The following is a 22,434-nucleotide window of genomic DNA, read 5'->3' as shown; positions in this document are numbered from 1 at the left end:
TAGCGTTTATTTATGGAATAATCCCATTAAAAAGCCCCCGTTTAAACGGGGGCAAAGAGGCATAAAACCTATTTTTTATAATGATATTTTTCAAAAAGCTTACGGAAACTCTCCCGATACGGCCCGGGTATTTTTTTATAGCGCATAATCGCATGGTACAGCGAAGAGGTAGACGGCGGAAGCTTGCCATGCTGGGCAATATAATTTTGAAGGGAAATATATATTTCTTTTTCCGGCAATTTCTGTTGCTGCTGTTTCAAGCGTTTTATCATCAGTTTGGCCCCTTCCAGCCCGGGAGCAGTTTCCAGTTCCTGCAAACGGGGAAACAAGTCAACTCCCTCCTGCGGCCATTGGCGGTTTTTAGATAAATAATTATCTAATTCCTGAAAAAGTTCCTGCACGCGCTGCATTTCTGGAGACACTACTAAATTTTTTTCTAAATTTTTAGAATAATCCTCATATAAATATTCCCCTGCTTTTACTCCTTCCCAATAAGAAAGGTTGCTGGACAAGGCTTTCTCAGCCGCAAGGCGGGCCGACGCGGACACATAAGGGCTGTAAAGCACCTGCATCACCGTCCAAGAAGAATTGACCTTCCCGGTTACAAAACTGGCCAAAGCCAAAGAAAAACGCCGTTTATCCATATGCCCCTTGTTGGAAGAGCTGGCTTGCAACGCACGCTGGGCAATTATTTTTTCCATTTGGTCTATTTGCGCGTCCAATTCTTGCTGACGCCAAGGCGGGAGCTGTTCATAATAGGCTTGGTGGACAGACAAGGGCTTCTTCTTTCCCCCCGATAATGGCCCCAATACCTGGCGGACAGCCTCTCTGCGGGACACATTGTCCAAAGGGGGTATTTCCATCGGACGTGGATTTAGATCTTCCCATTCATACATTTTGGCAAGCTGAAGCTGAGCCCTTTCGTATTGGGAGAGCGGAATCGTATGGTGCAAAACGGCTTTGTCATTACGGGTTAAAATGTATTCCGCGTTGCGAAAGTCCATACGGGAAAGAGACCATATAATATTGCGGTATTCTTTTACGTTTAGCAATCTTGTCTGCCAGCCCGCATGTAAAAAAGAAACCGCTTTTTGTAACTCCGCGCCTTTAGAAAGGTCAAAACCCAAAAAGCAGCTGGCAAATTCTTCGCGGCGGCTTTTAGGTTTAACGGGAGCAGGCGGATTAAACAAATCCTCCCCCGTCAGCCACATATGCACCTTGGCCTGCGCCTGCAGATATTTACCGGACGAAAACAAAGACTCCAGCTCATCACGCTGGGGGCCGGGTTCCACCCTGTTTTTTAACAGAACGGAAACTCTTTGCAAACTGGTGGGGGAAGGATCCTTCCTTAGCAAAATAAAACGTTTTTCCAATTCTTGGAGGTCTCTTTCCGTCGCTTTGACGCCAAAAGATTCCGCGTTCTTGCAAAAAGATTTTATAACAGTCTTTTGGGCAAAAGAGAGGGAAGAAACAAACAAAACAAATAAGATGCCATAAAATAGTTTTTTTATCATACCAATAAAATACAATAAAAACCGCAATTAGAGACAGGGCCCAAAGTCCTATACTTAACCGTTTTTTAGACCCATCTTTTTAAATAAAAAACCCCCGCTTTCAAAGCGGGGGGTTATTAAAGGCTTTTTAGAAATTCCTCCGCAGGAAGCGGGTCTCCCCATAAAGAGCCGGAAACAAAACGTATGCCGTTTTGTTTTAAGAACTCTGCCTGTTTGGAAGTGGTCACTCCGTCAAACTCAAGCTCGGCACCCAAAGCGGAAGCCAAATATTTAAAAGAATCAAACATTTGTTTCATGCGTTCTAAATCTTGGGAGTCCGGCACCGCCACTACCTGCACTTTAAGCCATTGGGCTTTTACCTTGGCCAAAAATTGAATGGCGGAAAGCCCTTCCCCAAAACGGCTTACCCCAATCACAAAACCTTCTTTTTGCAGGCGGGTGCCCAAATCAATCAAGCCTGCGATATTATGCTCCAAGGAATTTTGGGAAAGATCCAATTCCAAATCCGCCGGGTTTACTTGATAACTGTCAGCCAGCTTTTTCAACGCGGCGGCGAAATACGGATTATATATATGCAGCGGAGATAAAGTTACCGAAAAAGGCCCCTCTTGCCTGCCCCGGGCCCGCAGCGTTTTAATAAGTTTAAACAGTTCTTCCACCACAAACATATCTATTCTGCGGGCAAAACCGTTCCTCTCAAAAATAGGGCGAAAGGTGTGCCCGTGCAAATCCCCCAGCGCCGGGTGCCGCCAAAGCACCCGCGCGGCCGCGCGCACGATGCGGCCGGATTCCAAATCCCGCACCGGCATAAGCATAAGCTTAAACTCACCGCGGGAAAAGGCCCCTTCCATATCATTTTCCAGCCGTTTTTCCAGATTGGCCTGGGCGAGCATATCCTCGTTAAAAAAGGCAACCGCCTCCACGCTGTATTTTACGCTGCGGCGCGCCAAAAAAGAACGGTTTACCATTTCTTCTACGGGCATTTGCTTGTCTTTAATAAGGTATACGCCAAAAGAAAGAAGCAAACGCAAAGAAGGCGTTTTTTTACCGGGGGTGGACACTATCTCCTCATTTATCAATTCCAGCCGGTTGCGAAGGGATTGCTCGTCCTGATACTTTAACAACAGTTGGAAGCGGTCCGTTTCCATGCGGGAGAATTCCTCCCCCTCTTTTATATGGCTGGACAGTATTTGGGAAATATGTTTTAGCAATTCATCCCCGCTGCCCGGGCCGTAAATATTGGAAATAATTTTAAAACGGTCCACATCCAGCGTTACAAAAGCATAAGCCTGCTGCGGGTTGGCTTTTAATAAAGAAGCCATCACTTGCTGCATTTTATTCCAATTAGGCAGTCCGGTAATGGGGTCTTCATACGTTGCGCGCTCCAAGGCAAAGCGGTTGGATTTCTGCACCGCCAAAATATAGTACAACAACAAAGCAATTAAACCCAGCCCCGCCGCCATAAACGCAAGCGTCAGCCACACCAAACGGGCGGTTTTCACCAAAAGCACTTTCTCAGGTACCAAGGAAACCATATACCAGTCATTTATGCCCACCGGCACATAGCTGGCGTACATGCGCCCTCCTTTGCGTGTGGTGAACAACAGACTCCCGGTACGTCCGGCCCGCATATCCTCTTTCATTTTAGAAACGTCTTCTTGGGTATGCCAGGTAAGGTTATCACGATCCGCAAAGATATTGGTAAAATTTTCAATGGCTGTTTCATGATTGGCGTTAATGACCTTATCCCCGTTGGAACGAACAATTACATTGTATCCCTGTCCGCCAAAACTGTATACGGATAAGATATCCGTATACGAGGCAATGGAGCGGGTAGAAGCCAAAACGCCTTTTACTTCTCCGTCTTTAAAAACGGGTACCGCCTGCACAATAATTTCTTTACCGTCCGTAGAATCTTTGCGGCGCTGGGACAGGGCGGCCTTGCCCTGCATGGCTTGCACAAAGGCCGGCTGGGAAGAGGCGTCCATGACAGACCCGTCATTAAATACGGCGTATCCATTCGGACGGATAAAAGCCATGCGTTTAAAAGCATTGTTTTTCGTTGCCGCATTCAGCAAATCCATCATTTCTTCTTTATTTAAAGAAGTATACCCGGAAATAGCCGTGGCCATGGATTTGAGAGAATCCTCATCCCCCTCAATTTGTGTCTGTAAAATTTTCACTCCCTGGCGGGCTACTTCTTCCAGGCTGGAACGGACCTCACTCTCCAGCGTGCGCTGGAGCCGGCCCACATACAGCAAGCTCATTAAAGCCAAAACAGCCAAAAAACCCGTTACCGCCAAAAACGGAAACAAAAACGGATATTCGTTTTTCAGTTCTTTAAATTTCATTTTTCCCCCTAACAATGCCCCGGGTTATCCTGTCCCTGCGCGCGGAAAGCCCCCACCAGCTGCTGGGAGTAGGCAAACATGGGGTAAAACGGGTTTTGCGTATCACGCGCTTGCGCTTCGGGAAGTTCTTTATAAAACAGCTGGTCTTTAGCCACGGCAAATAGCGTAACACTGCCGGGCTGCGCGGCGGGAAGTTGGGTGGATTTTTCCATTTTATCCGTCAGCTTGCTGGCGTGGGCCAGCATACGGGCGGCAATTTCTTGCAGTTTTTCATTGCCATGCCCGCCAATAATTCCGCCCAAACCGCTTTTGCTGTTGTTTTCAAAATACAGGCTGCTGTCCCCCAACGAGTTGGTGGCAATTAACAAATATTTTACTTCCTGCCCGTCTTGAACGGGCATTTCCACCCCGGCAATGGATATTTTATCCGGCCCTAGCTCCATAACGCCTTTTCTGTTTTCCAAATTTTTCACATCCAGCCAAAAACCCCTCATATTCTGATACGCTTTATTCATATACAATCTCCTATTGAGCCCATAGTATCATTTTATGAGCGGCATTTTCAAAAGCAATAACACATTAGCCGTCTACCCAAAACCGAGCACAAAGAGTATAATAAAAGAAAGTTTTTTAGGAGACATCTTATGAATAAAACAGGCAAAGCGGTCATTTTAATGATGGACTCTTTTGGTATAGGCGGGGCGGAAGACGCCGCCCAATTTAACGATGAAGGCGCCAACACCCTGGGACACATTGCCCAAACCCGCAAAAAATTAAATATCCCCAACTTAACCGCTTTGGGCCTGCTGCAGGCGGCAGAAGACTCTTGCGGGAGTAAACCGCAAACCGGCCCGCAGTCCCCCGCCCGCATACAGATGCCTTCCAAATACGGTTTTATGAAAGAAATCAGCCGCGGGAAAGACACTTCCTCCGGCCATTGGGAAATGGCGGGCTGCCCCGTACAGTTTGACTGGGGTTACTTTCCGCCGCAGTATCCTTCTTTCCCGCAGGAACTGGTGGATAAAATCTGCCAAGAAGCCGGCCTGCCCGGCATTTTAGGAAACAAAGCCGCCTCCGGCACCGCCATTATTGAAGAATTGGGCCTGGAGCACATAAAAACAGGCAAACCCATTTGCTATACTTCGGCGGACAGCGTCTTTCAAATCGCCGCGCATGAAAAACATTTTGGTCTGGAGCGTTTATACAAAGTGTGTGAAATTGCTTTTAAGCACGTTAAACCCTATAATATCGCCCGCGTGATTGCGCGCCCTTTTGAAGGGGACGCACCCGCCACGTTTAAACGCACCAAAAACCGCCATGATTATTCCGTCACTCCGCCAAACCCCACCCTGTTGGATGCGCTAAAAAATGCTGGAGGAGAAGTAATATCCGTAGGTAAAATTGCCGATATTTTTGCCAAGCAAGGCATTACCCGGGCCATAAAAGCCAGCGGGCTGGAAGAATTGTGGAACGCCACCCTGCAAGCCTTTAAAGAAGCCCAACCCGGCAGCTTGGTATTTACCAATTTTGTAGATTTTGATATGACTTGGGGCCACCGGCGCGATACGGAAGGCTACGCCCAAGGGCTGGAATATTTTGACCAGCGCCTGCCGGAGCTGGCCGCCCTAATGGGCCCGCAGGACATTGCGTTTATCACGGCGGACCACGGGTGCGATCCCACTTACCAAGGAACCGACCACACCCGCGAGCACGTACCCGCTATTTTATTTGGCCCGCAGGTAACCTCCAAAAATATAGGCGCGCGCGAAACATACGCGGACTTAGGACAAACCGCCGCAGAATTTTTTGGGCTTGCGCCGCTGCCGTTTGGAAAGAGTTTTCTGCACGAGTAACAAACTCCCCGCCCCGGGCGGGCCGCTTTAAAAACAACCAAAAACCCCGGGGAACCCCGGGGTTTTTGGTTGGGAACATTTACCAATTTCTCAACAATAACACCAAAAGCGCCGCAAACACCCCGCATAACAATAGTTTGGCCAAGCCCAAATGTTTTTTAAGCCACCCGCTAAACGTGGCGGACTCATACCCCGCCAAGGCTAACATAAACACCAGTACCAATGGCACAATAAACATCAAATTGTATATCAGCAAAAATTCCGCCGCGCGCCAAAAATTATCCCCGGCTTCTTTCAGCACCACCACAATGGTGGGCAAATAAACCTGCCCCGTGCAAACCGCCTCCACCAAAGACACCACAAACCCCACTATCAAAGCCGCCGCGCCCAGCCGCCAAACGCTTTTATTGCGGTCTTTTAAAAAAGCGTGCATTACTTTATGAATAAAGGTTTTGTACTTAACCGGCAGCTGTAAAATAATGCCGGAAGCGTCTTTGGTGCGGCAGTAATGCCAGCAGTCATACGCGCTTAACAACAAGAAGGCCGCGCATAAAAGAACCGTTATCATTTTAAGACCCCACATCACATAGTAAAAACCCTGCATGGCGTATAAAAATTTAAACGCACCCAGCCCAAGCAGCACATATGCAATAAAAACAGCCGCGCAATAGGCCGAGCCTACGGCAATAATTTCCCGCTTTTCGTATTTATAAACGGAAAGAAAAGAAATAAAAAACACAATCACCGCAAAGGCGCACGGGTTAATCCCGTCCACCAGCCCCGCGCCGGCAATCATCCAAAAAGTAAGTTGGTTAAAAACGTCCCGGTGGGTGGGCTGGGTTTCGGTCAGTTCGGGCTCTTGCGCAGCAGCGGGCGAAGCGGTTTTTTGGGAAACCTCTTCTTTTGCGGTTGGGCTGAGCGGTAAGCCGGATTTAGTTAGGCCGTCTGTTTCTTTCGCCGGGGATTGGGCTTTCTGCTGTTTTACGGAGGGAACGGACGGCTCTTTAGGCTGAGAAACGCCTGTATTGGCCGGGGCGGGGTTTTCTTTTCCAAAAAGATTTGTTTTTGCTTGCTCCTCCCCTTCAGCAAGCAGTTCCGCGGGAATTTGCACCCGGGTGTTTTCTTTGTTCATTAACGCTTTGGAAACCGCCAAATCCGCCCGGTCTTTAATTTCTGACGGATACCCCATTAAAAATTCTTCCCCTATTACCATGGCAGGCGTGCCGCCGCGCTCTATGCCATATTCCCGCATGGCGTGCAGGAAAGCCAAATTATATTTTGTCACGTCTACCCGTACAAATTCTATGCGGAAAGCGTTGCGGCGCAAAAACCCGTCCAAAAATTCTTTTTCCATGTGACGGCAATGCAAACAATAAGGAGAGCCAAAATACACCACCCGTACTTGGGGGGCAGCCGCCGTTTGCCCTTGGGCAAAAACCGGTAAAAACAAAACCAGCAATAAACCGACCAGAAAAACACATTTTTTAATCATAGTTTTTAACATTCCTCACAAAAGTCATAAAAAGACGGAGCGGACGGATACGTCCCTCCCTCGCATTTTTGCGCGTGCGGCGGCGTTTGGCGGCAATGGGACAAAGAACCGCTTTCCAGCGGGAAAACCATTTCCTGCGCGGGAACGCCGCCCACCGCGCGGTGTTTCCAACAATGGCAGCCGGAGGGGTGAGAATTCTCTCTGTCCAGCACGCATACCCAAACGGCTTCCTGTCCCGGGGTTTGCCCGGAAGAGGAGAAATTGCCCCCATACGGGGCACGCACGGCGCGGGCGGAAAACACGGCCGAAGCGCCCATACCCGCCGCAAAAAACAGCGCGCAAACCCCCCAGGCGGCCGCCGTACGCCAAAGAGGTCTTTTAACAGCGGGGGTGTGTATGCGCTGCCAAACACGTTCCTGCGCCGCGCCGGACGCGTCAAAATCCAACCGGGAATACGTATTTAAAAAATCTTCCTGCCTGTTCATACATTCATCTCCTTGCGCAGCTTGGCGATACTGCGGTGCAAAATGGTACCCACATTGCTTTCACTCAGCCCGGTTTGGCGGGCAATTTCCCGGTTGTTCATGCCGGAATAAAACTTTAAGGCAACCAAATCTCTTTCTTTCCGGTTTAATATGGACATGGCGTTAAGCAAAGCCCGTGTGTCCTCTTGCTGTAAAGCGTCTTCTTGCGAAGGAGACAAAAAGGCATTTTCCTCAAACCCGGTTAAAGATAAAAATTTACGCACGTAATACAAACGGTAATACATATTAATTTCGTTACGGGCAATGGTAAATATCCATTGGCGAAACGTACCTTTTTGCGAGTCAAACAAAGCCATTTTTTCATACGCTTTGCGCCAAGCGCAGGCGGCCAAATCCTCCGCCAGCGCACGCTGGCCCACGCGGCACAAAATATAAGCAAACACAGGCTTAAAAAATTCTTGGTATAAAGAGGCAAAATTCATAACGTCTTCCTACTCATACTATGCATAAGTACAAAAAGTATCACAAAATTTCCTTCCAAAACAAACGCCGCTGGCAGGCGGCGCATAGAAGGAAGGTTTCCCTTTACAAAAACCTTTTAACGGATAATGGAAATGCTTTCCAGCCCGCTTTTCATTACCCATTTGCGCAATAACGGCCAGTACATAAACGGGCATTTAAGCAGTTTAAACCATAATTTCAGCCGCAGTAAAAACGTGGCGCGCGCGTAGCGGCGGTGTTCCTTCGGGGAAGGGTTTTCTCCCATTGCAAAGGCCAAACGCAAGGCGCTTAGCATGGCGCTGGACAGGCCTTCCAAGCTGCTGGGGCTGATGAACCCCGCCGCCTCCCCAATTAAAAAAACGCCGTCTTGGCCCAGGCAAAACTCCCGCCAACCGGCCGGGCGAAGCACGCGGCAGGCTTCGGTTTTATAAACTTCTCCAAACTTAAAACCGTAATTTTCAAGCGCCCGCTTTTGGGCTTCAAAACGTTCGCGGCAGTTAGCCGCGGGATACGCCCCGCCAAAAATAAAATACCCGTCTTTGGATACGGACCAGGAGTAACAATCGGTTTGGGCCGGGTCAAAAATACAGGAATAAAACGGACTTTTATGCGTTTCTTTAAACCATTGCTGCAAGGCAACGTAACTGCGTATTTTATGATGCGGGAAAAACGTGCGGCGCACGATGGAATCGGCCCCGTCCGCCCCTACAACGCGTTTGGCGCAAACCGTATGGGTTTGCCCGTCCCGCGTATAAGACACGCAAAACAAGCCGTCCGGCCGCCGCTCCAAACGGACCTCCTGCACCCCCGTTTGCACCTGTACGTGCGCGGGGATAAGAGACATCAGCCAGCGGTCAAACTGTTGGCGGTCCATATTCACGTAAAAACGCTGGTAATGGCGGCACAGGCCGGTTGCCAAATCCAGCGTGCGCACGGCAAAAAGCTGCGGGTCCACTAAAATAGATTTGGGCAAAGTTAAATCAAATCGGGCCAGCGTTTTTTGCGCGTCCGGCGCCAACAGGCCGCCGCAGGGTTTTGCAAAGCCGCCGGGCTGAAAAGTTTTTTTATCCAAACATAATACTTTTTTGCCGGGCAACAGCCGCGCCAGCGTACTGCCGGCCGGCCCCAACCCAACAATGACCACATCAAAAAGGGAATCTTTTGGCATTTTATTTTGACTGTCCCGCCGATAAAGTAATATTATTTGGATATTTTATCAATTATATCCACCATCTCGGCCGCTTTTTGGCGGGCTTCTTTCCCGCCGGAGCCAAAGGCCCCCGCCACGCAATGCCCCAAATGGGCGCGAAGCACCTCACAATGGGCGCGGCGCAAAACGGCTTGGGCCGCCAACAGCTGGTTGACGATATCAATGCAGTAGCGGTCCTCCTCCACCATTTTAAGTACGCCTTCCACCTGTCCGCGGGCGGTTTTTAACAAACGCGTAATTTTTTTATGGTCTGCCTGCATAATTTCTCCTAACGGATATTTTTTACCTGATATCCGGCCTGTTCCACCGCGCCGAGCAACGCCTGCGGGGAAAGATTTTCCCCCTCCACCGTTACTTCTTTAGCGGTTAAATTCACCTGTACTTTTTTTACGCCGGCCACCGCCTGCAGCGCGCCTTGCACGCGGCCGGCGCAATGGGCGCACATCATGCCTTCCACCGTTAATACCTGTACCATAAGAGGGGTATCCTCCTTTCCTTTTTTAATTTTATACGGCTTAAAATACCTAAGCCGCAAAGCATTAGTAACCACGAAAACAGAACTTAAACTCATACACGCCGCCGCAAACATGGGGTTTAATTTCCACCCCAGCCAATGATAAAAAACTCCCGCCGCCAGCGGTATGCCGCATACGTTATAAATAAACGCCCAAAACAGGTTTTGCTTAATATTGCTTATCACCGCGCGAGAAAGGCGCACGGCAGCCGCTACGCCGGTTAAATCATTTTTTACAAGCACCACGTCAGACGTTTCCAACGCGATATCAGTCCCCGAGCCCACGGCCACGCCCACATCGGCCCGCGCCAGGGCGGGGGCGTCGTTGATGCCGTCCCCCACCATAATTACTTTTCCGCTCTTTTGCAAACGGCGTATTTGCGCTTCTTTGTCCTGCGGAAACACGCCGGCAATAATGGTTGTAATTCCCAGCTGTCTTCCTATAAAACGGGCGGCGGATTCATTATCCCCCGTTAGGAGTACTACGTTTAGGCCCATTTGGCGCAATTGGCAAACGCTCTCCCGCGCGGACGGGTTTAACGAATCCGCCAACGCCAGTATACCGGCCAGTTGTCCGTCAAAAGCAAAAAACAGCACCGTTTTGCCCTGTTTGGCCCAAGCTTGGGCCTGCTGAGCGAAAGAAGAAACAATAACCACACGGCACCGGCGCATCAGCCTTTCATTTCCGGCGATAATTTGTTTCCCGTTTACGCGGGCGCAAATGCCCGCCCCCGGCAGGGTTTCAAACTCCTGCGCAAGCTGCGGGGCAATTCCCTGCGCCTGTTGGGCGCGCAGTACGGCGCGCGAAAGCGGATGTTCGGACGGGCTCTCCGCCCAAACGGCGTAATTCCAAAAATCCCGTTCCGCCATGCCGTCCGCCAGCAGGAAATCGGTTACTTCCGGCTTGCCTTGGGTAAGCGTGCCGGTTTTGTCAAAAACCACCGTATCCGCCAAGCGGGCGGTTTCCAATACTTCGGCCGATTTAAATAAAATCCCGTTGCGGGCCCCGGTGCCTGTCCCCACCATTACGGCGGTAGGCGTAGCCAACCCCAGCGCGCACGGGCAGGAAATCACCAACACCGCCACGGCGCACCCTATCGCCCAGCCCCAGCCGTAACCGGCCAGCAGCCACCCGGCAGCCGTTACCACCGACAAACCAATCACCACCGGCACAAAAACCCCGCTTACTTTATCGGCCAGTCTGCCAATGGGCGCTTTGGAGGAGGAAGCCTCTTCCACCAGCCGTATGATTTGGGAAAGAAGCGTCTGCTTTCCGGCATGGGTTACTTGAAAACGAAAATACCCCGCCCGGTTTATCGTGCCCGCGCGCACCAGCGCCCCGGCTTCTTTATCCACAGGCAAACTTTCCCCCGTTAAGGCGGATTCATCCAACGCGCCACGCCCGCTGAGGATAATGCCGTCCGCCGCCACAGCCATGCCCGCTCTCACGGCTAAAATGTCCCCCGGTTGAATATCGGCGGAGTCTATTTCCCGCTCTACGTCTTGTTCCACCCGCAAGGCCTTGGGTGGGGCGAGCTGAAGCAGTTGCTCAATGGCGCCGGAAGTTTTGCGTTTGGCGCGCGTTTCCAAATATTTTCCCAGCGTAATCAGCGTTAAAATCATACCGGCGGATTCAAAATACAGGCCGTGCAACGCCTCAAAAGCGGGCGCCCAGTTTGGCGCATCTTGCATCAGGATCAGCACGCGGTATAACGTCCACAAGCCGGACGCCGCCGCCGCACCCGCGCCCACGGCAATCAGACTGTTCATATTCGGTACGCCGCGCAACAAAGATTTAAAACCACTAATAAATATTACCCGATTAATAAAAAGAATAGGAACCAGCAACAGCCCTTGCGTTAAAGCAAACACGCCCGGGTTTTGCGTTAAAACGGCAGGCAAAGGCAACGAAAACATATGCCCCATGGCAATATAAAAAAGGGGAAACAAAAACAAAAGGGAATATCGCAAGCGCAAACGCAAAGCCCGCTCCTCGCTTTCCGAGGAAGAGGAGGGCTTTTCCTTTCCTGCGGGAACGGGTTGTTCCGGCAAGATAATCAGCGTGTAACCGGCCTGTTCCACAGCGTCTTTTAAACGCTGCGCGTTAAAGGCGTCGTCCGTCTCTACACGCAGCGTATTTTGCAGTAAATTAACCGCTGCCGTTTTAACGCCCGGCGCGCTTGAAGCGGCTTTTTCCACATGGGCGGAACAGGCGGCGCAGCTCATGCCTGATACTTTAAAAACAAATTGCGGCATATTCCTCCAAATACCCCACCCCTGGGGGGTATATCATTATTATATATCATTTAGCAGTTTGCTTTTTTCCCAAGCAATAAACAAGCCCAAAAACATTTCTTTCATTTGTTAGATTTGTTCTTTTTTGCTAGACTATTACTCGTCTATGACTATACTTATTATCATACTGATGTTAGTGCTAAACGCACTGTTGGCCGCTTACGAAATGGCCTTGGCCTCTGTTTCCCGCACCAAGCTGTCTATTTTGGCACAGGAAAAGAAACCCGGCGCGGAAAACGCGCTGTTTATGAAAGACCATATGGAAGGCAGCCTGGCTGTTGTACAAATTGGCATTACATTAGTGGGCGCGGTGGCGGCCGCTTCCGGCGGGGCAAGCGCCGATGAAGCTTTTTCCCCCAAGCTGCAGGAATGGTTCGCCCTGCCCAAACGGCTGGCGGATATGCTGTCCGTCGCCGTGGTGGTACTGCCGCTAAGCTTTATTACCATTGTATTTGCGGAACTTACCCCCAAAACCTTTGCCATTAAAAACAAAGAGTGGGTGGTGCTTAAATTTTCCCCCGTTATGCGCCTGATGTACTCGGTGCTTTTTCCCATCGTGCGCATTATGGAGTCTTTGGTAAAACTGACTACACAAAAATCTTTTAAGCAGGAAACAGACCCCAAAGAAGCCCAACAAGCCGCCCTGGCGGATTTGCGCACCGCGGTGTCTATCGCCTCTTCTTCCCGTTTATTTGGCAAAGCGGAAGAAAAGATTATGCTTTCCAGCGCGCTTTTTTACGTGCGTAAAATACGGGAAATACAAGTACCCATAGACCAAGTATATGTGCTGTACGCAAACGACTCTATCGCAGACACCTATTTAAAAGCCCATATGGACATGCACACCCGCTTCCCCGTGTGTGACCAAAAAGACAACTTGCAAAGCATTATCGGGTATTTAAACTTTAAGGACATTTTCCAAGCCACCAAACTTTCCGCCGGCAAGCCCACCACGGCACGTTCCATCATGCGCCCGATTGTCAGCTTAGAAGCGGACACTATTATTTCCGCCGCCTTGGATAAAATGATAAAAACCCACCAGCATATTTGCCTGGTAACGGAAAAAGGGAAAATAACCGGCATTGTCACCTTGGAAGACATTTTTGAAGAAATGGTGGGGGAGATTGAAGACGAGTATGACTTTTTTGCCGCCTATATCCGCCCGTTTGGGGACGGCGTAGTAGCCAGCGCGGCGGCAAACATCACGGATATTTACGCCGCGCTGAACCTGCCCGTACCGGCGGAAATGGCAAAAGTTTCTTTGGAAAAATGGGCTGAACAAAAATTGGGGCGCCCGGTTGCCAAAGAAGACAAAATCTCCGCGGACGGCCTATGCGTGGACCCGCGCAAATTCCGCCGCCACCGGTTGATGGAAGCCATGGTAACAAAAGGAAATATTTAACTTGCAGTAAAAAACCCCGGGCAAAAGCCCGGGGTTTTTATTAAGCTTAGTTGGCAAAATTAAATACAAACCAGCTTGCTAGCGGACAGAATCCCTTTTTTGATTAACTCCTGCCTAAGCTGCTGTGGGGAGTGAAAATCAATGGTTTTCATGCCCACTTTGGCGGCTGCGATGGTGTTTTCCGTCTTATCGTCAATAAACAACGTTTCCGCCGGGTTTAACTGGTAACGCTCCAACAAAATTTTATATAACGCCAAATCCGGCTTAATGGTTTTTTCCTCTCCGGAAATAACCACCCCGGAAAACAGCGGGAAGAAATTGTATCTTTCCTTAGCCAATGAAATGGTTTCGGCGGACCAGTTGGTTAAACCGTAAATTTTATACCCTTGGTCATAGAGTTCTTTCATGATTTCAACGCTGCCTTTAATCAGGCCGCCCAGCATTTCCTCCCAGCGCAGATAATAGTCGTCAATTTGGGCGGAGTAGCGCGGATATTTGGCTTTCAGCTCCGCAATTCCTTCGGAGAAACTGCGCCCCGCGTCTTGGCGGGCGTTCCATTCCAAGGTGCAAATATTGTTTAAAAACCATTCCATTTCTTGTGTGGAAGAAAAAATCTTACGGTATAAATACCGCGGGTTCCAATCAATCAGTACGCCTCCAAAATCAAACACGATATTCTTCATGTTTCCCCCTGACAAGTTGTCCCTTCGTCTTTATTATAACTTTAGCTTGCCGCATTTTCAATGGGATTTTATACCTGCTTTTTATAAAAACGCCAGGCGGTTAACCTGGCATTTTTACGCTATAAAACCAAGGTGTCCTCCATATCCGGCCCGGTGGAAATCAAAGCCAGCTGCGGGTGCGGATATGTTTGTTTTGCCAGCTCTTTTAAGCCCTCTAAAAACTCTTTGGCCTGCGGGGTAAAATCTTCGTAGGATTTTATTTGGTCATTTCCCGCAAACATATCAATATGCGTAATGGCGATTTTGGTACAGTTGTTAATCATAATAGCACGCGCGGCGGAACGTTCTTCAAACGCGCCAATGCGGCGCAGACGTTTGCTGACGCTGCCTATCTCATGCCCTTTGGTATGATAAACTTCCAGCTGTTTTTCATCGGTAAGTTCATGGTCCAGCGGGCCGGGGCCTACGCGCGTAACATACGGTTTAAAAACCACGTATACGTCCCGCACGCTTTTGGGGCCCAAGCCGGCCTCCCCCAAGAAAGTGGAGGCCGTAGTGTCGCGTGAAGTGACAAACGGGTATTCCCCATGCAACAAAGACAGTTTTATCCCCTGGGTTCCTTCCAGCAAAATATCTTCCCCTTTATCCAACGCGCCGTTAAGCAGGGAAGGAACGTCCTGGATAAAATCTTTCAGCAAAGGCTCGTCTTTGGCAAATTTCACTTCCCGCCGTTCAATGCGGTGTTTCACCGCCTGGCCTAAGCCGGTGCCCACACTGCCGATATGCTGCATAAAATGGGAGGCGTTCTTCTCGGCGGAGGTTTCCTCGTCGCTAATCAATACGGCAAGCGGGTCAATAATCAACCGGTCGCGCGTGCCGGTAAGTTCCACTTCTTTTAAAAGCCATTCGGTTTTTGTATAAGCGCCCGCCCCCAAAACCAGTTTGGTATTGGGATTTAAAAACCCGGACGGAATATTTTTTAACGTATAAGATTTCCCGTTGCACACCACGGTATGCCCGGCGTTTGGGCCGCCCACGCGCACACAATAGCTGTAATTGCCTTTATAAGATAAATAGGCGGAAATTTTTCCTTTTCCTTCGTCTCCGGCTTGACCGCCGCATACGATGTCTATCATAATTTGCCTCCGGCTTGGCGCGGCGCCAACCCCACATAAGAAAATACGGTTAACGCGCGCAAACGCTCTTTGGTTTGTGCATCTACATCCAACTCATTAATAAAATCCTGCAAATCCTGTTTGTTAAAGGAGCGCCCCCGGCTAAACGCTTTTACTTTTTCATAAGCGTCAGGTATCCCCGCCGCGCGCAAAATAGTTTGCAGGCCCTCGGCTAATACCTCCGGATGGGCAGCCAGTTGCTCCCGCGCGGCCTGGCGGTTAAAAGAAACTTTGTTTATTCCTTTTACTAAAGAATCATAAGCCGCCAACGCATACCCAAACGCCATCCCCATATTACGAAGAACCGTAGAGTCCGACAAGTCCCTTTGCAAACGGGAAAGTGGCAGTTTTTGCGAAAAGAAACTCAGCAGTGCGTTGCAAAGCTGCAAGTTGCCTTCCGCATTTTCAAAATCAATCGGGTTTATTTTTTGCGGCATGGTGGAAGAACCCACTTCCCCGGGCCGGGCGTTTTGTTTTAACAGGCCGTCGCTGATATAACGCCAGAAATCTTGGCAGAGCCCCAGCAAAATGACGTTCACCCGGCGCAGATTATCAAACAGCTCCGCATAAGAATCCCGGTTGTCTATTTGGGTGGAAAGCGGGCTTAAAAAAAGTTTTATTTTGCGTCCTTTGTTGAGTTTATCCACCAAACGCCGCGCGGCGCGGGGCCAGTCTATCCGCGCAAATGCCGCCATATGGGCGTTATAGCATCCTACCGCGCCGCTGAATTTGCAGGAAATACGGGTTTTCCTTAACTGCTCCAGCTGGCGGGCCAGGCGGCTTTCAAATACGCGCACTTCTTTGCCAAAAGTGGTAGGCACGGCAGGCTGCCCATGCGTGCGGGCCAAAAGCACGCTTTTGGCTTCTTTGCGCGCTAAAGCCGCCAAAGAACGGCGTAAATTTTCAAGCGCGGGAAGCAATCCTTTTTCTAACCCGTCAGACAACAGCATCGCGTAAGACACGCTGTTTATGTCTTCGCTGGTAAGGGCAAAGTGTATCCAAGGGGTGTATTTTTTAAGTGCGGCGGCGGATAGCTTTTCTTGGATAAAATATTCCACCGCTTTCACGTCATGATTGGTGGCCGGGCGGCCGTTACGGCCGGAAAATTCATATTCTTGCAAAGCGGCCAAATCCTTTTCGCTTAAACAAGGTATTTGTTGTAAAATTTTTAACTGCGCTTTAACCGGCGCGGGCACACCGGGCAAACGCAAAGAAAGAATTTCCTCCAGCCAAGCGCACTCCGTACGTACGCGGGCAAATGCCAAGGAGTCCTCCCCCATGTACCGGGCCAAGGTGCTTACTTTATGGGCATAACGCCCGTCTAACGGGCAGAGAATGTTTTCTTTCATTATTTATATTTTACCAAATTCGTATTGGGGACCTGTAAGCAAAAACCCCCGCTTAAGCGGGGGTTTTATTATTTAACGGCGCCATGGGCGCGCAAAACTTTTTCTACTTGAGAATATTTCTGCCTTTTGCTGATTTCCAACGCGGTAAACCCCTTGGGCGCCGCTAAATTGGGATCCGCCCCAGCCTTTAAAAGCACCTCGGCAATATCGGACCGGTTTAAAAGGGCCGCCTGCATTAAGCCGGAAATTCCCCCTTTGCTTTGGGCGTTTAAATTTACATCCGGCACAGCCACCGCGCTTTCAATTAACTCCGCCGGGATATGCGGGGAAATCAAACGCACCCATAAAGGAGCCCCGCTCATCACATCCATAAAAAGTTCTTCCCCTTGGGTGGAGTTTACATCCAAACCCGCTTCCAGAAAAGAGCGGAGAACTTCCCAACAATTCGGCTGTTCCAGATAAGTTTCTCCCCCCTCCGCCACTACTTCCGCCAGGGAAACCCCGTCCACTAGATCATCGGGGCTGAGGCCGTTTTCCAACAGCAAACGGGCCGTTTCCTGGCTGCCGGGCAAATAACAAACAAAAGCAGCCACTCCCAAAGGACTCGTTCCCACCGCAATGACCGGCGCGTCTTCCTTAGCGGAAGATGGAATTTTTTCCGTTGTTCTAGCTTGTAAATTGACCCCTTGCTCCACCAACGCGCGCGCCGCCTTTGAATGCCCTAATAATACCGCTTTGGATAAAACCGGCAAACCCGGCTGGGCCATGGCGTCTTTCGGAAACCCCCATTTAAGCGCTTTTGCAATAAGCGCCGGGTTATCTTCTTCCACCCCTTTTAAAAGCCAGCTGCGCTGGCAGGCGCGCAAAACGCCGAAACAAACCAGCCCCGCCGCCGCCAACAGCGCAAGACCCCAAACCATCTTTTTCAAATTTTTCTTTTTAAACATATCTTTATTGTATAAAAATACCCGGGGGAAATACGCTTTCCCCCAGGTATACGGATAAAAAACCAATTACTCCGCCGCAGCAGTTTGCGTTTGAGCAAACCCGTCCTGCTCCGTCCAGCCGCCTCCTAACGCCTGGCACAAAGTGACCACGGCGTTGAGCTCGTTTAAGCGGGCGGTGGAAAGACTCATTTCAGCAGAAAGCAAATTGCTTTCCACATCCAATAAATCCGTAACGCCAATCAGCCCGGCCGCTTCCTGCTTTTTAGTTAAATCATAGCTGCGCTGCATGGCTTGGGTTTGTTCTTTGTAAGAGTCAAACACTTCCCGGTTAATGCGGTTGGCGGAGAGCGCGTCCAACGCTTCTTTAAACGCTCCCTGCACCGTTTTTTCATACGCAGCCAGCATCTGGCGGTATTGGGCCTCGGCCGCTTTGTTTTGGGAACGGATTTTTCCGCCCTCAAAGATGGGAGCCGTTACCCCGGCCGCCAAATTCCACACGCCAGAAGAACCGCCGGCAAACAACTCATTTAACGCCCCGCTGGCATACCCGGCGGAAGCCGTTAACGGAATAGACGGGAAATACGCCGCGCGCGCCGCGCCGATATTGGCATTGGCGGCGATTAACTGCCCCTCCGCCTGGCGTACGTCCGGCCGGCGGGTTAATAAATCAGAAGGAAGGCCCTCCGGCACATTGGGAATAAGCGTAATGGCGGAAAGTTTTTTGCCTCTTTCCACGCCGTCCTGCGCGATGGCGCGCGGGCTTCTGCCCAAAAGCACGGACAACGCCGTTTCCGTTTGGGCTATTTTAAGCGTTAACTCCCGCTGCTGCGCCTCTACGGAAGACATACTGGCCTGCACGCGTTTTAAATCCACTTCCGTGCAATAGCCGTTTTTGTAGCGGCTTTCATAAATACGCACGTTTTCTTTGCGGGCTTCCAGCGTGCGGGTGGCAATGGCAAGCTGTTCATCCAACGAGCGCAAAGTAAAATAATTGCGCGCCACATCCGCGGTTAAAGCCAAACGCACCGTATCGCGGTTGGCTTCGCTGGATAGAAGCTGCGCGCGGGCCGCCTCGCTCAAGCGGCGGTATTTGCCCCATAAATCCAACTCAAAAGACACCACGGCGTTGGCGGTGCTTTGGGTTTGGCCCGAGCCCTGCGCATTGCCGGCGCGGCCGGTTTCCCCCACGGCGCTGAGGGAAGGGAGCTGGTCCGCCGTGGCAAGGCCCACATTGGCGCGGGCTTCGTCCACACGGGCAATGGCTAATTGCAAGTCTTTATTATAAGCCAAGGCTTCATCTTCCATTTTGTTTAACACGGGGTCTTCAAACACTTCCCACCATTTGGTGGTGGTAAAAATGCTGAAATCTTCCTGCGAAGCGGCGGGAAGTTGGGTTTCCGGTTTTTTGTAATTGGGCCCCAGCATACAGCCCCCCGCAAACAAAGCGCCCGCAAATAAAAGCGCAAATTGTTTTAATTTCATGCTTGTTCCTCCTGGCCGGACGCCTGCTGCGCCGGTTTTTGTTCCAAATTCATTTCAGCCCCGGTTTCCGTTCTTGCGGCGCTTTTACCACCCAACAACACAAAGAATAACGGAACAAATAACGGAGCAATCAACGTAGCCGCCAACATACCAAATACCACAGCCGTACCAATGGCGTGGCGGCTGGCCGCGCCCGCGCCGGAACTGATAGCCAGCGGCACGCAGCCTAAGATAAAGGCCAAAGAAGTCATCACAATCGGGCGGAAGCGAAGCTGGGCCGCCTGTACGGCGGCTTTGGCCGCGTCTAAGCCTTGCTCTTTAAGCAGCACGGCAAATTCCACAATCAAAATAGCGTTCTTTGCCGCCAAGCCCACCAGCGCCACCAAAGCGATTTGGAAATAAATATCGTTGGATAAACCGCGCGCGAACGTGCCGGCCAAAGCGCCGAAAATGGCAAACGGAACCGCCAATAATACGGCAATGGGCAGGCTCCATTTTTCATACTGGGCGGCTAAAATCAAAAACACCACCAGCATGCCTAATAACAAGGCGGAAGCGGAAGAAGAACCGGAAAGTTTTTCTTGGTAAGTGGTGCCGGTCCAAGCCAATGTAAAGCTGGGGTCCAACACCTCTTTGGCGGTTTTTTCAAGCGCTTCAATCGCGTCGCCGCTGCTGTATCCGGCGGCGGGCGTGGCGATAATTTTGGCCGCGGGGAACACGTTAAAGCGTTCCACCATATCCGGCCCCAACGTGGGCGTAAGCGTTACCAAGGAAGACAGCGGCACCATGGAACCGGAACTGGAGCGCACGTAAATGCCGGCTATTTGTTCCGGGCGGGCGCGGTATTCGCCCTCGGCCTGCATCATTACTTTAAAGCTGCGGCCGGAATAAGTGAAGTCATTTACATAGGCTGTACCGAAAGTACCTTGGATGGTGGTATAAAGCTCGCTTAAAGAAACGCCCATGCTCTGCGCTTTGATTTCGTCCACCGTCATCTGATACTGCGGAACGGCGGAAGAGAACGTAGTGCTTGCGCTAGCAATCTGAGGGAGTTTTTTGATTGCCTCCAAGAAAGCATTGGTTTGGGCTTCCAGTTCTTTGCTGCCGCCGGAGCCGCGGTTTTGAATATAACCTTCCAAACCGCCGGTGGTACTCATACCCGTAATGGCGGGCGGGTTAAACGGCATGACCAACGCGTCCGGTATTTTGGTTTGGGAAAGTTTAAAAATAGTTCCCACCAAACCAAAAGAAGACAAAGCTTCCGTCTTGCGTTCATCCCACGGTTTTAAGCGGATAAAAGAAGCTATGCCATTGCTTTTTTGCGTGCTGCTAAGCATATCAAAGCCGGAAAAGGTCAACTCGTCCGCCACGCTGGGCTGGGACTGAATTAATTTTTCCAACTCGCTGGCTACTTGCTGGCTTTGAGTAAGGGAAGCGGCAGGATCCAACTGAGTCGCCACCATCACCATGCCCTGGTCCTCGTCCGGCAGCAAACTGCTGGGCACAATTTTAAACAAGCCCAGCGCCCCGGCAAATAACAGCACAATACAAACCAGCGCCACCGGTATGCGGCGGATAAAGAAAGCCACCGCACCGGTATATTTATTGGTTAATTTTTCAAAGAAACGGTCAAACTGATAAAAGAAACCGTGGGTAGGTTCTTCGCGGTGGCGCAACAGAAGCGCGCACAAAGCCGGCGTAAGCGTAAGCGCCACCAGGCCGGAAATCACCACAGACACCGCGATGGTAATGGCAAACTGCTGGTACATTACCCCGGTTAAACCGCCCATGAACGCCACCGGCACAAACACGGAACACAGCACCAGCACAATGGCCACCACCGGGCCGGATACTTCGTCCATGGCTTTAATGGTGGCTTCTTTAACGGGCAGGTGTTCGGTGCGCATAATGCGTTCCACGTTTTCAATCACTACAATGGCGTCGTCCACCACAATGCCGATAGCCAACACCAACCCAAACAGCGTAAGCGTATTAATGGAGAAACCAAACAACATCATCCCCGCAAACGCCCCGATAACAGATACCGGCACCGCCAAACAGGGGATTAGCGTAGCCCGCCAGTCTTTTAAGAACAAATACACCACCAAGAACACCAAAATCATGGCTTCAATTAAGGTGTGGATTACTTCTTTAATGGAGGCGGTTACAAACAGCGTGGTGTCGTAAGCTACTTTATAGTCAATATCCAAATCCGGCGGAAAGTTCGCCGCCAGTTCTTTTAAACGCGCGTCCACCGCTTTGGCCGTAGCCACCGCGTTGGCGCCGGGGGACAAATACACCCCCACCGGCACAGCCGGCTTGCCGTTTAAGTTGCCGTTAAATTCATAGTTTTGGCTGCCCAGCTCTATGCGGGCTACGTCTTTTAAGCGCAGGGAGGTTCCGTCCGCATTGGCGCGCAAAATAATCTCGCCAAATTCTTCCGGCTTGGTAAAACGGCCGGGCGCGATGATAGAGTACATCCGGTCCACCGACTGCGGCAACGGCGGCTGACCGATTTTACCGGCGGCGCGCTGCACGTTTTGGGCTTGTACGGCGGCAATTAAATCACTGACGGACAGCCCCCGCTGGGACAACACGTCCGGCTTAATCCAAATACGTATAGAATAGTCGTTAGCGGCCATGACCATGGCGTCGCCCACGCCTTCAATACGTTTTAAATCATCCACAATATTGATTAAGGCGTAGTTGCCGATGGTGGTGGTATCCGTTAAACCGCTGGGAGAATAAAAAGCGATAAACTGCAAAATGGAAGAGGACTTTTTATCCACCGTAATACCGTAGCGGCGCACCTCTTCCGGCAAGGAAGCCGTGGCGCCCTGTACGCGGTTGTTTACGTTAATCATGGCCTGGTCCGGGTCGGTACCTACTTTAAAGGTAACAATCAGGTTCATGTCCCCGTTAGAGGCGGAGGTGGAGTTCATGTACAGCATGTCCTCCACGCCGTTTACCTGCTGTTCAATGGGGGCGGCCACCGTTTCGGCAATTACCTCCGGGCTGGCCCCGGGATAAGTGGCCGAGACCTGAATAGTGGGAGGCGTTAAATTGGGGTATTGCTCAATGGGCAGCATAGTGATAGACACCACCCCGAACAATACGATAAGAAGCGAAATGACCGTGGAAAATATCGGCCGGTTAATAAAAAATTTTGAGAACATGGCTC

Annotated in this window: 17 protein-coding genes; 2 read left to right on the top strand and 15 right to left on the bottom strand. The window is 50.6% G+C overall.

Annotation, left to right across the window (positions count from 1 at the left end; translation table 11 throughout):
- Positions 1 to 68: 68 nt before the first annotated feature.
- The 3 genes from ACQY33_RS03115 to ACQY33_RS03105 all read right to left on the bottom strand — a co-directional run bounded on the left by ACQY33_RS03115 (position 69) and on the right by ACQY33_RS03105 (position 4,380).
- A complete protein-coding gene (locus ACQY33_RS03115) occupies positions 69 to 1,514 on the bottom strand; it encodes a hypothetical protein (RefSeq protein ID WP_428073841.1) in 1,446 nt (481 codons plus the stop codon).
- 116 nt (positions 1,515 to 1,630) lie between these two features.
- Positions 1,631 to 3,865, bottom strand: coding sequence for an EAL domain-containing protein (locus ACQY33_RS03110; protein WP_428073839.1), 2,235 nt, complete (start codon positions 3,863 to 3,865; stop codon positions 1,631 to 1,633).
- A gap of 8 nt (positions 3,866 to 3,873) precedes the next feature.
- Entirely contained in the window at positions 3,874 to 4,380 is a 507-nt protein-coding gene (locus ACQY33_RS03105; RefSeq protein ID WP_428073838.1) for a hypothetical protein, read from the bottom strand.
- A 129-nt stretch (positions 4,381 to 4,509) separates the two neighbouring features.
- On the opposite strand from ACQY33_RS03105, the gene ACQY33_RS03100 reads away from it, so the two are divergent.
- Positions 4,510 to 5,718 (top strand): phosphopentomutase, encoded by a 1,209-nt coding sequence (locus ACQY33_RS03100; RefSeq protein WP_428073836.1) that lies wholly within the window; start codon positions 4,510 to 4,512, stop codon positions 5,716 to 5,718.
- Positions 5,719 to 5,797: 79 nt separating this feature from the next.
- Here the strand turns inward: ACQY33_RS03100 and ACQY33_RS03095 are convergent, their stop codons facing one another.
- From ACQY33_RS03095 to ACQY33_RS03070, 6 genes are all read right to left on the bottom strand, one after another.
- Positions 5,798 to 7,210 (bottom strand): hypothetical protein, encoded by a 1,413-nt coding sequence (locus ACQY33_RS03095; protein WP_428073834.1) that lies wholly within the window; start codon positions 7,208 to 7,210, stop codon positions 5,798 to 5,800.
- 5 nt (positions 7,211 to 7,215) lie between these two features.
- Entirely contained in the window at positions 7,216 to 7,695 is a 480-nt protein-coding gene (locus tag ACQY33_RS03090) for a hypothetical protein (RefSeq protein ID WP_428073832.1), read from the bottom strand.
- Positions 7,692 to 8,177 (bottom strand): sigma-70 family RNA polymerase sigma factor, encoded by a 486-nt coding sequence (locus ACQY33_RS03085; protein WP_428073830.1) that lies wholly within the window; start codon positions 8,175 to 8,177, stop codon positions 7,692 to 7,694. The genes ACQY33_RS03090 and ACQY33_RS03085 overlap by 4 nt, the downstream gene beginning before the upstream one ends.
- Before the next feature lie 116 nt (positions 8,178 to 8,293).
- Positions 8,294 to 9,364: an FAD-binding protein gene (locus tag ACQY33_RS03080; RefSeq protein WP_428073828.1), complete on the bottom strand. Its 1,071-nt coding sequence runs from the start codon at positions 9,362 to 9,364 to the stop codon at positions 8,294 to 8,296.
- A gap of 32 nt (positions 9,365 to 9,396) precedes the next feature.
- Positions 9,397 to 9,666: a metal-sensing transcriptional repressor gene (locus ACQY33_RS03075; RefSeq protein ID WP_428073826.1), complete on the bottom strand. Its 270-nt coding sequence runs from the start codon at positions 9,664 to 9,666 to the stop codon at positions 9,397 to 9,399.
- A gap of 8 nt (positions 9,667 to 9,674) precedes the next feature.
- Positions 9,675 to 12,176, bottom strand: coding sequence for a heavy metal translocating P-type ATPase (locus ACQY33_RS03070; protein WP_428073824.1), 2,502 nt, complete (start codon positions 12,174 to 12,176; stop codon positions 9,675 to 9,677).
- A gap of 145 nt (positions 12,177 to 12,321) precedes the next feature.
- On the opposite strand from ACQY33_RS03070, the gene ACQY33_RS03065 reads away from it, so the two are divergent.
- Positions 12,322 to 13,617 (top strand): hemolysin family protein, encoded by a 1,296-nt coding sequence (locus ACQY33_RS03065; protein WP_428073822.1) that lies wholly within the window; start codon positions 12,322 to 12,324, stop codon positions 13,615 to 13,617.
- A gap of 59 nt (positions 13,618 to 13,676) precedes the next feature.
- Here the strand turns inward: ACQY33_RS03065 and ACQY33_RS03060 are convergent, their stop codons facing one another.
- The 6 genes from ACQY33_RS03060 to ACQY33_RS03035 all read right to left on the bottom strand — a co-directional run bounded on the left by ACQY33_RS03060 (position 13,677) and on the right by ACQY33_RS03035 (position 22,429).
- Positions 13,677 to 14,300 (bottom strand): HAD family hydrolase, encoded by a 624-nt coding sequence (locus ACQY33_RS03060; protein WP_428073820.1) that lies wholly within the window; start codon positions 14,298 to 14,300, stop codon positions 13,677 to 13,679.
- A 119-nt stretch (positions 14,301 to 14,419) separates the two neighbouring features.
- Positions 14,420 to 15,436: an adenylosuccinate synthetase gene (locus ACQY33_RS03055; RefSeq protein ID WP_428073818.1), complete on the bottom strand. Its 1,017-nt coding sequence runs from the start codon at positions 15,434 to 15,436 to the stop codon at positions 14,420 to 14,422.
- Positions 15,433 to 16,824, bottom strand: a complete 1,392-nt coding sequence (gene purB / locus ACQY33_RS03050; protein WP_428073816.1) for an adenylosuccinate lyase — start codon at positions 16,822 to 16,824, stop codon at positions 15,433 to 15,435. The genes ACQY33_RS03055 and purB overlap by 4 nt, the downstream gene beginning before the upstream one ends.
- Positions 16,825 to 16,892: 68 nt before the next feature.
- The gene (locus ACQY33_RS03045) at positions 16,893 to 17,771 is read right to left on the bottom strand and encodes an ankyrin repeat domain-containing protein (protein ID WP_428073814.1); all 879 of its coding nucleotides are present in this window, start codon (positions 17,769 to 17,771) and stop codon (positions 16,893 to 16,895) included.
- 66 nt (positions 17,772 to 17,837) lie between these two features.
- Positions 17,838 to 19,253, bottom strand: coding sequence for an efflux transporter outer membrane subunit (locus ACQY33_RS03040; protein ID WP_428073812.1), 1,416 nt, complete (start codon positions 19,251 to 19,253; stop codon positions 17,838 to 17,840).
- A complete protein-coding gene (locus tag ACQY33_RS03035) occupies positions 19,250 to 22,429 on the bottom strand; it encodes an efflux RND transporter permease subunit (RefSeq protein WP_428073810.1) in 3,180 nt (1,059 codons plus the stop codon). The genes ACQY33_RS03040 and ACQY33_RS03035 overlap by 4 nt, the downstream gene beginning before the upstream one ends.
- Positions 22,430 to 22,434 lie beyond the last annotated feature (5 nt).

The organism is Candidatus Avelusimicrobium aviculae (assembly GCF_949292495.1).
In the GTDB taxonomy this organism is placed as follows: Bacteria; Elusimicrobiota; Elusimicrobia; order Elusimicrobiales; family Elusimicrobiaceae; genus Avelusimicrobium; species Avelusimicrobium aviculae.
The sequence above is the reverse complement of the archived record's forward strand: the minus strand, read 5'-3'. Positions and strand labels throughout refer to the sequence as shown.

Coding starts and splice junctions, on each gene's coding strand:
- ACQY33_RS03115 (WP_428073841.1), bottom strand. CDS start 1,514: ATGATAAAAAAACTATTTTATGGCATCTTATTTGTTTTGTTTGTTTCT.
- ACQY33_RS03110 (WP_428073839.1), bottom strand. CDS start 3,865: ATGAAATTTAAAGAACTGAAAAACGAATATCCGTTTTTGTTTCCGTTT.
- ACQY33_RS03105 (WP_428073838.1), bottom strand. CDS start 4,380: ATGAATAAAGCGTATCAGAATATGAGGGGTTTTTGGCTGGATGTGAAA.
- ACQY33_RS03100 (WP_428073836.1), top strand. CDS start 4,510: ATGAATAAAACAGGCAAAGCGGTCATTTTAATGATGGACTCTTTTGGT.
- ACQY33_RS03095 (WP_428073834.1), bottom strand. CDS start 7,210: ATGATTAAAAAATGTGTTTTTCTGGTCGGTTTATTGCTGGTTTTGTTT.
- ACQY33_RS03090 (WP_428073832.1), bottom strand. CDS start 7,695: ATGAACAGGCAGGAAGATTTTTTAAATACGTATTCCCGGTTGGATTTT.
- ACQY33_RS03085 (WP_428073830.1), bottom strand. CDS start 8,177: ATGAATTTTGCCTCTTTATACCAAGAATTTTTTAAGCCTGTGTTTGCT.
- ACQY33_RS03080 (WP_428073828.1), bottom strand. CDS start 9,364: ATGCCAAAAGATTCCCTTTTTGATGTGGTCATTGTTGGGTTGGGGCCG.
- ACQY33_RS03075 (WP_428073826.1), bottom strand. CDS start 9,666: ATGCAGGCAGACCATAAAAAAATTACGCGTTTGTTAAAAACCGCCCGC.
- ACQY33_RS03070 (WP_428073824.1), bottom strand. CDS start 12,176: ATGCCGCAATTTGTTTTTAAAGTATCAGGCATGAGCTGCGCCGCCTGT.
- ACQY33_RS03065 (WP_428073822.1), top strand. CDS start 12,322: ATGACTATACTTATTATCATACTGATGTTAGTGCTAAACGCACTGTTG.
- ACQY33_RS03060 (WP_428073820.1), bottom strand. CDS start 14,300: ATGAAGAATATCGTGTTTGATTTTGGAGGCGTACTGATTGATTGGAAC.
- ACQY33_RS03055 (WP_428073818.1), bottom strand. CDS start 15,436: ATGATAGACATCGTATGCGGCGGTCAAGCCGGAGACGAAGGAAAAGGA.
- purB (WP_428073816.1), bottom strand. CDS start 16,824: ATGAAAGAAAACATTCTCTGCCCGTTAGACGGGCGTTATGCCCATAAA.
- ACQY33_RS03045 (WP_428073814.1), bottom strand. CDS start 17,771: ATGTTTAAAAAGAAAAATTTGAAAAAGATGGTTTGGGGTCTTGCGCTG.
- ACQY33_RS03040 (WP_428073812.1), bottom strand. CDS start 19,253: ATGAAATTAAAACAATTTGCGCTTTTATTTGCGGGCGCTTTGTTTGCG.
- ACQY33_RS03035 (WP_428073810.1), bottom strand. CDS start 22,429: ATGTTCTCAAAATTTTTTATTAACCGGCCGATATTTTCCACGGTCATT.